The 12,877-nt window shown below is 54.7% G+C and carries 8 protein-coding genes and 7 tRNA genes; 4 read left to right on the forward strand and 11 right to left on the reverse strand.

From position 1 onward, the window contains the following. The first annotated feature begins 39 nt into the window (after positions 1-39). The gene (locus G6R38_RS26285) at positions 40-3,180 is read left to right on the forward strand and encodes an efflux RND transporter permease subunit (protein WP_166831780.1); all 3,141 of its coding nucleotides are present in this window, start codon (positions 40-42) and stop codon (positions 3,178-3,180) included. Between the two features lie 647 nt (positions 3,181-3,827). Here the strand turns inward: G6R38_RS26285 and G6R38_RS26290 are convergent. Then, a complete protein-coding gene (locus G6R38_RS26290) occupies positions 3,828-4,265 on the reverse strand; it encodes a transposase (RefSeq protein WP_390881480.1) in 438 nt (145 codons plus the stop codon). Positions 4,266-4,845: 580 nt separating this feature from the next. Between G6R38_RS26290 and G6R38_RS26295 the strand changes: the two genes are divergently transcribed. The 3 genes from G6R38_RS26295 to G6R38_RS26305 all read left to right on the forward strand — a co-directional run bounded on the left by G6R38_RS26295 (position 4,846) and on the right by G6R38_RS26305 (position 8,460). Continuing rightward, the gene (locus G6R38_RS26295; protein ID WP_166831782.1) at positions 4,846-6,198 is read left to right on the forward strand and encodes an arylsulfatase; all 1,353 of its coding nucleotides are present in this window, start codon (positions 4,846-4,848) and stop codon (positions 6,196-6,198) included. Between the two features lie 778 nt (positions 6,199-6,976). After that, complete coding sequence (locus G6R38_RS26300) at positions 6,977-7,168, forward strand: molybdopterin-binding protein (RefSeq protein WP_166831783.1); 192 nt, start codon at positions 6,977-6,979, stop codon at positions 7,166-7,168. Positions 7,169-7,206: 38 nt separating this feature from the next. Then, positions 7,207-8,460 carry a PQQ-binding-like beta-propeller repeat protein gene (locus G6R38_RS26305; RefSeq protein WP_166831784.1) on the forward strand — a complete coding sequence of 418 codons (1,254 nt, stop codon included), beginning with the start codon at positions 7,207-7,209 and terminating at the stop codon, positions 8,458-8,460. Between the two features lie 365 nt (positions 8,461-8,825). Here the strand turns inward: G6R38_RS26305 and tuf are convergent, their stop codons facing one another. The 10 genes from tuf to G6R38_RS26355 all read right to left on the reverse strand — a co-directional run bounded on the left by tuf (position 8,826) and on the right by G6R38_RS26355 (position 12,868). Beyond that, a complete protein-coding gene (gene tuf, locus G6R38_RS26310) occupies positions 8,826-10,001 on the reverse strand; it encodes an elongation factor Tu (protein ID WP_166831785.1) in 1,176 nt (391 codons plus the stop codon). Positions 10,002-10,940: 939 nt separating this feature from the next. Then, positions 10,941-11,011, reverse strand: a tRNA-Cys gene (locus G6R38_RS26315). 33 nt (positions 11,012-11,044) lie between these two features. Then, complete coding sequence (locus G6R38_RS26320; RefSeq protein WP_166831786.1) at positions 11,045-11,827, reverse strand: RNA ligase family protein; 783 nt, start codon at positions 11,825-11,827, stop codon at positions 11,045-11,047. A gap of 204 nt (positions 11,828-12,031) precedes the next feature. After that, positions 12,032-12,103 (reverse strand) — tRNA-Arg (locus G6R38_RS26325). A 23-nt stretch (positions 12,104-12,126) separates the two neighbouring features. Then, positions 12,127-12,200, reverse strand: a tRNA-Thr gene (locus G6R38_RS26330). A gap of 14 nt (positions 12,201-12,214) precedes the next feature. After that, positions 12,215-12,406: a hypothetical protein gene (locus tag G6R38_RS26335; RefSeq protein ID WP_166831787.1), complete on the reverse strand. Its 192-nt coding sequence runs from the start codon at positions 12,404-12,406 to the stop codon at positions 12,215-12,217. A 73-nt stretch (positions 12,407-12,479) separates the two neighbouring features. After that, positions 12,480-12,552 (reverse strand) — tRNA-His (locus tag G6R38_RS26340). A gap of 14 nt (positions 12,553-12,566) precedes the next feature. Next, positions 12,567-12,657: transfer RNA gene (locus G6R38_RS26345), tRNA-Ser, on the reverse strand. 35 nt (positions 12,658-12,692) lie between these two features. Further along, a tRNA-Arg gene (locus G6R38_RS26350) sits at positions 12,693-12,764 on the reverse strand. Between the two features lie 18 nt (positions 12,765-12,782). Continuing rightward, positions 12,783-12,868, reverse strand: a tRNA-Ser gene (locus G6R38_RS26355). Between the last annotated feature and the right edge of the window lie 9 nt (positions 12,869-12,877).

Raw genomic sequence — 12,877 nt, forward strand, 5'->3', positions numbered from 1 at the left:
TTGGATTCCCGTATCTCGTCAACCCAAGCACAAAACGCCATGCTCAACTCCATCATTCAATTCGCACTCCGAAATCGTCTGATCATACTTTGCGGAGCGATTGCGGTTCTTGTTGTCGGCAGTTTGGTGACCGCGACGCTGCCAATCGATGTGTTGCCTAATCTGACTCGGCCTCGCGTCGTCATCGTCACAGAGTGTGAAGGACTCGCCCCCGAGGAGGTCGAGCAACGCGTGACGTTTCCACTCGAAGCGACCATTAATGGTGCCGCCGGTGTAATCGCTGTTCGCAGTTCATCTGATATTGGCCTGTCTGTGATCAACGTCGAATTCGACTGGGGGACCGACGTGCAAACGGCAAGGCAGATCGTTCAGGAACGGATGTCGTTGGTGTCAGAACAACTGCCGCCGAACGTGATGCCTCAAATGGGACCGCGTTCTTCGTTGTTGGGGCAAATAGTCCTCGTTGGTTTGTGGAGCCAAGACGGCACGACCTCGCCGATGGAATTACGGACAATGGCCGATTGGGTTATCCGCCAACGTCTTCGCAAGATCGCCGGCGTGTCGCAGGTGATCACAATGGGCGGAGATCGAAAGCAATACCACGTGCTCGTTGACCGGCACAAATTGCATCACTTCGATGTGAGCCTCTCCGATGTGGAACAGGCCTTGCGAGCTAGCAACGGCAATGTCACCGGTGGATTCATGGGGCGAGACGGTCGAGAGTTCCTGATCCGTGGTCTCGGGCGGTTCGAGTCTGGTGACGAAATTCGAAAAACAGTCGTCTGCGACGATGGTGAACGCCCGCTGTTGCTCGGGCAAGTTGCAACGATCAAAGAAGTCGCGCAAACGAAGCGCGGCGATGCTTCCGTCAACGGACGTTCGGCGGTTGTTCTGACGATTCAGAAACAACCGGGAGCCGACACACGGTTGGTTACCGAATCGATTCGTGAAGCTCTGGTTGAGCTGAAACCGTCACTTCCTCCCGATGTTCGGCTGCAAACAACTTACGAACAACGCGAATTCATCGACCATAGCGTTCATAACGTTATCGAAGCACTTCGAGACGGAGCCGTTCTTGTTGTCATCGTTTTGTTTCTGTTCCTGTTCAACTTTCGAACGACGTTGATCACACTGACTGCCATCCCTCTTTCTATTCTCGTCACTGCACTCGTCTTTCGCTGGCTTGGACTTTCCATTAACGTGATGACGCTTGGAGGACTAGCAGTTGCGCTTGGCGAATTAGTCGACGACGCTATTGTCGATGTCGAAAACATCTTCCGACGCCTCAAGCAAAATGCAAACTCTGAGTCACCGGAATCGGTCATCAAGGTAATCTTCAATGCGAGCGTCGAGGTCCGAAACGCGATTATCATTAGCACCATTCTTGTTGTGATCGTCTTCGCACCGCTATTTGCGTTAACTGGAATGGAAGGCCGATTGTTCACGCCACTCGGGATTGCCTACATCGTTTCCATCTGTGCCTCGACGGTTGTTTCTTTGACTGTCACGCCGGTTCTGTCGTACTACCTGTTGCCGAACGCGAAGGTAACGACGCAAGATAAAGACGGCGTCATCCTGCGAGTACTGAAGGCACTTTTCCGCCCGGTGATTCGGTTCAGCATGAAACCTGCTGGGCTGATGTGTTCACTAACGATTCTTGGTGCGAGCTGCGTTGTCGGAGGGGTGATTGCCTACACGATGGGCCGGGATTTCCTTCCGCCATTTGACGAAGGAGCTGCTCAAGTCAATCTGTTCGCTCCCCCCGGAACATCATTGAATGTTAGTCGCGAACTTAGCCGAATGGCTGACCGGAACTTGCAGAAACTCGTTGCAACCGAGGACAATCCCCGGGCTCCGCTTCGCTGGTTCACCTGCCGCACGGGCCGCGCTGAACAAGACGAACATGTGATGGGCGTCAACATTTCGGAATACGTCATTACGCTCAATCCTGATAGCGGCCTCTCGCGAGAAGAAGTTATTGAGGTATTGCATGAAGCGGTCGAGCATGTTCCCGGAGTTGAAACAGAAGTCGAGCAACCGATCGCACACTTGATCAGTCACATGCTCTCGGGAGTGACGGCTCAAATCGCCATCAAACTCTACGGTGACGATCTCGAAGTGCTGCGGGAAGAAGCCGAACACATCAAAGAAGCGATCAAAACAGTCAATGGGATCGCACCCCCAATTGTGGAACAACAGCAACCGACTCCGCAGTTTCGTGTCGATCTCAATCACGACATGCTTGCGTACTACGGTGCTACGTCTCAATTCGTCAATCACTTTATCGAGACTGCGATTCACGGGCAGGAGGTTTCACAGATGATCGATGGCCAACGCGCGTTCGGCATCCTGCTGCGTCTGGAAGAATCCCAGCGACGAGACCTCGACAATCTTCATCGAACCCCAATGGAGTTGCCTAGTGGGAAGGTGATCCCCTTGAGCGCTGTTGCGAAAGTCTACGAAGCGGTCGGACCGAACACGATCAACCGAGATGATGGTCGACGACGGATCGTCATTCGCGTCAACACTATGGGACGCGATGTGGGAAGCGCGGTCGGCGAAATCAAAGCGAAAATCGCGAGTGACATTCAATTGCCGGAAGGATACTTCGTGACCTACGCCGGACAATTCGAGGCACAACAGCACGCGAACTCACGCATCTTTTGGCTCAGTGGTATCGCACTGATTGCGGTTGTTGTGGTTCTATATTCAACCTACAACTCATTCAATATTGTGCTTCAGTTGCTCATCGCCGTGCCGGCGGCATTTGTCGGTGGGATCATTGCGTTGTTTTTGACCGATCAAACATTCTCGGTCGCGGCTATGGTAGGTTTTGTTTCGCTTGGCGGAATTGCGGCACGTAATGGCTTGTTGTTGATTTCAAGCTACCTAGAACAAATGGAAGACCAACCGCTCAGTGAAGACATCATTATTCACGGTAGCCTTGACCGTCTGGCTCCGGTGTTAATGACCGCGCTGACGACAGGACTTGGACTCGTTCCACTCGTCATCGGAGGCCACCTCCCGGGCAAGGAAATCTTGTTTCCTGTTGCCACTGTGATTCTCGGCGGTCTCGTTACTGCGACTATTGCAGAGTTCCTAATTCGCCCTGGATTGTTCTGGCTGTGTCATCCAGAACGCAATGCCCACACCGCGAATTCGCTTGCCAAGATCGACTAATTGTATGTCGTTCCATTTCACCTCTTATCTCCTCAAGCGAATAATATAAGCAATGCGTTGCTTAGTCTTCTGTATCCTCGCACTCACATTCGTTTCAATCGCTAGTTCTTAGCTCGACATTTGCCAATTCAGACAGCCATAGTCAGGCGTTTGAGTAGGTAACCTCTGAAGTCGTGGGGGAGTTTATTGACAGCCCCGACATATTGGGGTTGCTCAAAAACTCATTCATTCCAGATGAGCCTTCGGACTTTCGAAAGAACAGTACTAAAGATGGGCTACGTTTTCTCATACCATGGCCAACTCGGAACTGTGACTGAATGCGTGGTTTGATGTCGGTGACAGATCAGACTCACGAGACGATACAAACTCATGAGCCACGGTGAGAACCGAGTCCTAGTCTGGCCTTGCATTCCCAGAACGTGCCTTCAATCGCCCACCTTGAAACATAGGATTCTACAATGGTCGAACCGGACTAACTTGGATCGCTACTCGGACTAACTTGGATCGCTACTCGGACTAACTTGGATCGCTACTATAGAAATACTCGGAGCGATGTGTGTCTTCAATGTCTTCGACACATACGAACGATACCGTACTAGACCAATGCTTGGTTTGAACCAGTGGCCTTGCCCTCGAACGAGTTTTGCCTAACGCTGGTCACCGCCGTACCAAGCCACATACATGGGTTTTGCGGCTACCTTTTCGGGCTTGGACTGCCGCTCTCCTTTGACGCGAGGCCGACCGGTGCCGGAATACTTGGGCGGCGGGTGATACGAATTCGCGTTGCCAGAGAACCGACCTACGAACGTCAATTGAGTGTGATACGCGTGAGCGAACCGAGTCATCTCGTGTGTGGAGTACTGTCCACCACCAGTCAAAACAAAGCGGCGCTCGGGAAACCATCCCAACAAGCGTCGGGTGAGAATGCGAGCCAATTCGCCCGCAGTGTGGTGCTTGCGTCCGAGACGCTCGCTGACTTCCGGCGGAGTATACAGTGCGAACAATACTGGTAAGGCCCAAGGCCGATTCGGCCAGGGGAAGCGGATCGTGACCGCTAGCACCACCCACTTGTGTCCCCATTCCACTTGGTCAAGCTGTGAGAACTTCGGACCGCATCACGATGCTTGGCTTTACCCCAGACTTGGCGACCGGGATGTTCCGTCGTTATGTCATCGACGACGAGTCCGATCGGTTCGTCCGGCAGTGCCAGCTCGATGACGACCCGAGCTAATATCTGGCCAACGGACCACGTCGACCAGGCGGGCCTGGAAAACAAGCGATTGTCGGTGCTAAAATGACCCATCAATAAACCAGGGGCCACCATCAAAGTGGCCGTCAGCGTGCGATGTCCGATGGTGATGATGGTTGTCTGAGTCAATGTTAGCCGTCGGCTGGGTGAACGCAGGCAAAAATCTCACCATCAGATCCTCAGCCACTTGGGGACCTCGATTCATTGCGGACTCCGTTTAGAAAAGGTCCAGTCGTGATAACTCAACCTTCTCCCGGAGTCCGCATTTTTGCAATCAAACCCCATCCATATTGGCAAGAGTCGAGCTGAGCCAGAGGTTTTCCTTTGGTGGCCGCCGACGCAACCGAAGGCTCCATGCCCTACTGGGGGGACCGCCGAGGTCACTCACCAATCCCAATCAACCGAAAAGTGCTCATATGCGATCCATTGCTTTTGTTTTGACCGCCCTCTTCGCGATCGTCTTCTCTCACGCTCAGCCTGTCTATGCGGAGCAGCCGAATTTGATCTATATCATGTGCGACGACTTGGGCTACGGTGACTTGGGCTGCTTCGGACAGCAACGCATCAAGACGCCGCATCTGGACAAACTCGCCGACGAGGGAATGCGGCTCACCAATTACTACGCGGGCAACACGGTCTGTCGACCGTCGCGTCTTGTGCTTTGGACGGGGTTGCATGCCGGGCACACGGCCATCAACTCGAACGCTGCCTACGTGCTAGCGCCCGAGGATGTCACCGTTGCCGAGCGACTCAAGGCCGTGGGCTACGCGACCGGTGGCGTTGGCAAGTGGGCATTAGGAAAGGTCGGGACGAGCGGACATCCGAATCAACAGGGCTTTGATTTCTGGATGGGTTACCTTGATCAGGGTGAGGCCCACAACTACTACCCGACCCATCTCTGGCGCAACATGGAGAAAGTGCCGCTCGACGGCAACGTGCTCATCGACGACCCGAAGGCCCGTGGTCGTGTTGCCCGCCTGGACGCCCGCCAGACCTACTCACACGACGTCATGACGAATGAAGCGTTTGGCTTCGTCCGCGCCAACGCGCGGAACCCCTTTTTACTTCACATTCACTGGACGATCCCCCATGCCAACAACGAGGGGGGACGTGTCCAGAACAAGAACGGGATGGAAGTTCCCGACTACGGCATTTACAAGGACGAGAAGTGGCCCAACGTCGAAAAGGGGCAGGCCGCGATGATCACTCGCATGGACGGCGATGTGGGCCGGCTTGTCGCACTACTCAAGGAGTTGGGCATCGAAAACAAGACGCTTATCGTGTTCACGTCCGACAATGGCCCCCACTCCGAGGGTGGGCACAAGCACGAGTATTTCGACGCCAACGGTCCGCTACGCGGCTATAAACGTGATCTCTACGAAGGTGGAATCCGCGTCCCGACCATCGCCTGGTGGCCGGGGGTCATTCGGGCCGGTTCGACTTGTGCGGAACCGCTCGCCTTCTACGATTGGGTCCCCACCGCTTGCGAACTTGCGGGTGCCCCGCTTCCTCACAAAACCGATGGCGTCTCTTTCGTGCCAGCCCTCACCGGTCAGGGCGAGCAAGAAAGCCACGACTACCTCTATTGGAAGTATGGCAAGAAGGAGGCCGTCCGCAAGGGGCAATGGAAGGGCGTCCGCCTCGCCCCCAACAAGCCGTTGGAACTCTATGATCTCGATAGCGACCTCGGCGAAGCGAACAATATCGCGTCCAAGCACCCAGACGTGGTGAATCAGTTGGAGGCCGCGATCGCCGAGGCGAGCAGGTAACGCCGGTCAGCGGCATGTTGATTTGTATGTAACGTCGTAGGAGCATTCGCCGTTTGAACGCCCCAATGGACTGAATCTTCGTGGATCCGTACAGGATGACGAACAGCGGGACCGCAATTCTCGGGTCACCGCGCACCGCGACCACGAAGCGGCCTCGTCGTTATTCCTGCTCGAACGCAAACGCCAAGCTAGCCTATCTGGAGTAGACCACAACACGGCTAAGCATCACTTTAATTATTCAATAGTGAAGCACTCGCGCGATACATGTCCACGTGGTTCGGTGAGTGTGGTGGACTGAGACTCGAGGGCGGTTACACGAATGCAAAGGGCGCGGATAGTAGCCTCCAAGATCGAATCAGTTGCTATTGGAGAAATGCCACGAGAGTTTCGTGGTATCCGCAACCAACGTCAAAGTGAAGATCGGTAGATAAGAACCGAACGGACCGACTCAGGTCGCGGTCAGGCACTGATGAAGAAGTTGTACAGACGAAACGTATCGAAAATCGAATCAGCCTGAGCGAAATGAGGACGCAGCGCGAAATGGACTTCATCGCAACGCTTAGTGGCTCACTGCAGAAATGACAAAAGCGGCTCACCGAGGAGCCGCTCTAAGTCTTTATCTAGAAGAGGTTTACAGTCGCGAGGCGACTGAATTTGAACCAGCAACCTCTACGTCCCGAACGCAGCAGTGAAATCGAAAGTTTTTTCATATCAATGACTTACGAAAAGGCGTGATACATATTCTGCTCCCAGGTCGATAACAATCGTATCACCGATTGTGTCACCGGACCATGCCCTGACGATCAGCAAGAAGGTGACGACGCCTGAGACGTTCACGATTGATGAAATCAAATCATTGCCGCCAAAGCACGCCGTTGTCCGCATGGCCGTGATCAAGAGTTCAATCGGTCGCCGTGAGATGTTGGCCTATGGCGGTCTACAAGACGGCCCCTTGCCGATGGGGATATAATCACCGTAGAAGATTATCCCCAACTCCACGAGGCTGTGATGCGTTCCATTGGACACTTTCTACTTTTCGTCGTCTTGATTTGCTCCTGTGTTTCCCAAGTTCGGGGGCAGGATGGCATGTGGAATCAATGGCGTGGCCCCAACCGAGATGGCATCGTACCGGGTGACAACTGGCCGGACTCGCTCTCGGAAGACGTTCTCACTCGAAGCTGGCGGATCGAGCTTCCTCCGAGTTACTCCGGCCCGGTCGTCTCGGATGCTACGGTGTTCGTAACCGGGACGGCGGACGCCAAAACCGAAGTCGTCTATGCCCTCGACCGCGGAACGGGGAACACACTGTGGCAGGTGGAGTGGGACGGTGCGATGTCGGTGCCGTTTTTTGCCGCTTCAAACGGGAGTTGGATTCGCGCCACTCCCGCTTTTGATGGCGAGAACCTGTTCGTCGCCGGAATGCGCGACGTGTTGGTTTCGCTCGATGCCAAGACCGGCAAAGAGCAATGGCGTGTCGATTTCGTGAAGCAACTCGGTACACGCCTGCCGGCATTCGGTTTTGCAAGTTCTCCATTGGTCGACGGCGATTCCCTATACGTCCAAGCCGGGGCCTCATTCATCAAACTCGATAAAGAAACCGGCGAGATTCTCTGGCGATCTCTGGAAGATGATGGCGGCATGGGCGGCAGTGCTTTTTCCTCGCCGATCGTGACCGAACTAGCAGGGCAGCGACAGTTGGTTGTGCAGACACGGCAGAAACTCGCCGGTGTTGACCCGGAGAGTGGCAGCGTCCTCTGGGAACATGTAGTTCCCAGTTTCCGAGGGATGAACATCCTCACGCCGACGCAGTTTAAGGACGGCATCTTTACGAGTTCGTATCAGAACAAGTCTTGGCTCTACACCGCCGACAAGCCTAATGGGAAGTTCGAGATTACGGAGACGTGGAGCAACAATGCCAAAGGCTATATGTCGACGCCCGTCATCATTGGAAGCCATGCTTATCTACACTTGCAGAATCAGCGATTCACTTGCATCGACCTCGAAACCGGTGAGCGAACCTGGACGTCGAAACCATTCGGCAAATATTGCAGCCTAGTCGCTCAAAAGGATCGAATCCTGGCGTTGGATCAACGTGGGGCTTTGCTCTTGCTCAAGGCCACCCCGGAAAAGTTTGAGTTACTCGACGAGCGAACCGTCAGTGAAGACGATACGTGGGCTCATATCGCTGTGAGCGGCAATGACGTGTTTATCCGCGAGCTCAATGCCCTGACGGCGTGGAGTTGGAAGCGGAAGGGCAATTAGATTTGAGTCGGGCATTGGCTTGACCTGTAAAATGTCGACTTTGTGCCAACGCGTTCTAAGCACAGTGACAAATCATCGCGTCAACCGGCATTCAATCGCCAGATCGTGAAGTTCAGTACGCTGACAAAGCTGACACAAACCAAGTCCGGCACCATCAACCAGCCAGCGATTTTCCAGCGTCAGAAAAAGGCCGTTGTGCTTTATTCTGAATGCCGTTGTTCCAACGGGTCTGGATGGCGTTCAGTGGGTCCAGTCAAAGCATTCGTTGCTACTTGTATCGCCGGTCGAACGACGATCACTTCGACGATCATTAAGAACAAAACCCCGGACCTGGCATTTCCAAGTCCGGGGCGAGCGATGATGTTTTACATCACGTCGGTGACGATGCCGGAACCGACGGTGCGGCCGCCTTCACGAATGGCGAACCGCGTTCCCGTGGCCACCGCGATCGGTTTGTCCAAACCGACTTGGATGGGCACGGTGTCGCCGGGCAGACACATTTCCGCCCCGCTGAGCAGTTGCACTTGCCCGGTCACGTCGGTCGTGCGGAAGTAAAACTGCGGCTGATAACCGTTGAAGAACGGCGTGTGACGGCCGCCTTCTTCCTTCGTCAACGCGTACACCTCCGCCTGAAACTGTTGACGTGGTTCGATGCTGCCGGGAGCGGCGATGACTTGGCCGCGATAGACCTGATCATGCCGCACACCTCGCAACAACAGCCCCACATTCTGTCCAGCCACACCGACATCGAGCACGCGGCGGAACATCTCCACGCTCGTGCAGACGGTGCGGATCGGTTCGGTCAGGCCGAGGATTTCGACCTTCTCTCCCGCCCGAATCTGACCTTGCTCGATCTTGCCAGTGACGACCGTGCCGCGACCGACGACCTGATGCACACCTTCAATCGCCATTAGAAACGGCTTATCCACATCCCGCTGGGGATCAGGGATCGCCGTGTCCAACGCTTCGAGAAGTTCGCGAATGCAACCGGCAAATGCCGGTGCATCAGGATGCTTCAACGCTCCTTTCGCATTGCCACGGATGAACGGCACCGCATCACCGTCGTAACCGTAGCGGCTGAGCAGTTCGCGGGTTTCCATCTCCACCAGTTCGATGATTTCGGGATCGTCGACCAGATCGCACTTGTTGACGAACACCACCAAATGCGGCACACCGACCTGCTGTGCGAGCAGGATGTGTTCCCGCGTTTGCGGCATCGGTCCGTCGACGGCCGAGGTGAGCAGAATCGCCCCATCCATCTGGGCGGCTCCGGTAATCATGTTCTTGATGTAGTCGGCGTGACCCGGACAATCGATGTGGGCGTAATGCCGGCGTTCGGTTTCGTACTCGACGTGGCTGGTAATGATCGTCACCGTTTTCGTCTCGTCGCGAACCGTGCCGCCCTTGGCGATGTCGCCGTAGGCTTTGGCTTCAGCGAGACCTTGCTGAGCTTGCACCGCGAGCAGGGCCGCCGTCAGCGTGGTCTTGCCGTGATCGATGTGACCGATCGTGCCGACATTCACATGGGTTTTCGTCACCATTGCTCCGCATCTCCTTTCGAGAGAGTGTGCGGCGGAATCTGCCCAACCGAAAAGGTGAGCAGCCTCACCGGCCTTTTCGCGCCCCGTGCGACACCAGGACAGTCCCCACCGCAAAAACATCGCATCACAAATAGAAAAAGCCCGCCGAACCATTAGGCTCGGCGGGCTGGGTGAATGTTGATTCGCAACCGCTCTCAACTCACACCGACCCCGCCTCGCGCTGACGATTCCGAAGAAGCAGCCGAGTTGGACAACGACGATGACGATGAGTTGAACGAGCTATTGAACATCGCAGGGTTTCCAGCAACAGATCTTGAATCTCCCGACAGACACCGGGGGAGTGCTCCAGGTTCGTGTAAAAACCAAATCCAACGTGTGATGCAATACCGAGGTTTTTTCAACGGATTATGATGGACTCCCATCCGGCAGTCGAGCCGACAACGCTTGAACCGAAGCAACAACGACGTCGCTCGCGGTTCCCCTTTTCCGACTCAGTCAATCCACGATCCGACGAAGTTTGGCACAGAGCCGCCTTACCGTTCGGTACTGGGAAACTCCCGTTCCCCCGGCGTTTGGTGGAGGATGTACTCCGCACCGGCAGTCGGATCGTGTCTAGGCACTCGACGAAGTGTGGCCAGAGAACCCGTCCGTCAATATTTGACGTAGCGGACTGGGCGGGACTTGAACCCGCAAGACCTTGCGGTCGTTTGCCATGGACTCCAAACCGGCAGTCGAGTGTGTGTTGGACGGCAACGAAGATTGGTCAGAGATTGCTCCCAACGAGCAGGCCCGCGTTACCCTCAAGAGCGGGCAATGAGAATGGAACTCACATGGACTCCAAGCCGGCAAATGGGTTTGTATTGCGACCTTCCAACGAAGCAATGATCCAGACGTTTTATCTTTGCAAGATGGAATCCGAATCGGCAGTTGGTTGGTCAGAGACGCCGGTGGGAATCGAACCCACTTCGATCGGGTTGCAGCCGATTGCCTGGCCGTCTGGCTCCAGCGTCGTAACGGTGTCGCCCACTCCATGGACGACGCCGTCAGTTTTTCATCTGCTTCTTGAGTCGTTTCGCGTGGCGCTCGTAATCCTCAAACCGAATCTTCACAATCCGTTCGCGGTCAGCTGTTCGCACGACAAGACCTTCTGGCTTTCCACCCGCGTCTTCATCGAGTGCCACGAGTGTCGTCGTAATCTTTGACTGGAGCCAATCATGCGTCTCTCCAATCGCAGTCGGTATGAAATCGACCCCAGTCACACGAGGAGTTAACTTAAGTTGCATCGCTTCCGTAAACTCAGTCAAAGCTGCTTCTGACAGAAAATCTTGACCGCCATTCTCACGCCACGACGAGATCACTGCCAACTCACTATCGAGTCGGCTGATGGGAACTCGATTCACGTCGAAAACCCGAAAACCAAACTCACGGCGACTGGTATACTGCTTCGCGGCGGCTGTCGTCTTGCCTCCGTACGTTTCCAAGTAGATTGTCGTAATCGCATCTTGGGGACTCTGGTAGGCTGAACTGATGCGATCTGCCGCAGGTTTCAGTGTTTCGACAATACCCAACGCCGGGTTGTGAACCAGATCGCCCTTGGCGTGAAGCAACTCTTCACGACTCCCAATCAAGTAGCATTCATCTGGCATGATGATAATGCGGCTATTCGTGCCATCGACTTTCTCGGTTGCAATCAGCGGATGGCCATCGAACGAGACAGTCTCATTCAGCAAACTCCCTCGATCGCCTAGGGAATGATACGTTGGGATCGACGGGTACTTTGTCGTGCTATTCAGCTTGCGAAGGTCGAGGTCTCTGGTCAGCCGCATCGGTTGGTTTCCTGACTTTGCAATGACGTGAAAAGTGTCCCAGCCAGGAATCGAACCTGGTCTACGAGCTTCGCCGGCTCGCGTGCGAATCCAGCACACTCCCGGGACGTGTTGATATCAAAATACCTCGCCAGGGAGTCGAACCCCGTCTTGTGGTTCCGAAGACCACCGTGCGTCCCTCACACTCGCAAGGCATGTTTTGAGTAGCCCGTCCAGGAGTCGAACCTGGTCCAACAGCTTCGGAAGCTGTCATGCGATCCGGCACAACCACGGGCTGAGTTGTTCCGAATCAAACAAAGAGCCGACGACTGGACTCGCACCAGTATCAACCCGTTTACAAGACGGGTGCCTTTCTATGTCGAGGCACGTTGGCACTCAGGAAATCTTCTAGCGAGGTCCTCCTAACAAGAGTTTCTCATTCTTCTCATCCCAGATTCCGTGAAGTGTTCCGGTTTTCCAAGGTTCAAACCATAGTTCGGTGTCACCGTATTTGAAAATACTGGGAGTCTTATACTTTCGCGATGTGTTCCCCATCGCATCCGGTTCGCCGAGTGCCTCAATGACTTGGTCGCGTGTCATTCCTAACGACACCGTTGTGGTGAGATTTTTTGTTTCCATATTTCGCGAACTACGATAGAGAGTCTATAAAATGGGTATCCGTTGGGAGTTGAACCCAAACCTTCTGCTTCACAGGCAGATGTGCCTACCGCATACACCACGGACACCATCAAGTTCTCAACGGAAGGAGCGGGATTTGAACCCGCAAGGCACCTTGAAGATGCTCAACCGGCTTCCAACCGGACCCCATCGCCTATGGGGGTGGTCCTTCCGTTTTTCTGTTTCAAACATTTCTCGTTTCATTCAGCAGCCCGACCAGGATTTGAACCTGGAACGCCGGGTTAGAAGCCCGGTATGATTTCCCTTTCACCATCGAGCCATCCATCAAACAGAAAAGCGGAAGGCAAGGGATTCGAACCCTCATTCCCCGAGGGGAAACCGCGTTAGCAGTGCGGCCCGGCCAACCGTATCCGGCTACCTTCCATCGTGTCA

The sequence above is a fragment of the Thalassoroseus pseudoceratinae genome, from assembly GCF_011634775.1.
Lineage (GTDB): Bacteria > Planctomycetota > Planctomycetia > Planctomycetales > Planctomycetaceae > Thalassoroseus > Thalassoroseus pseudoceratinae.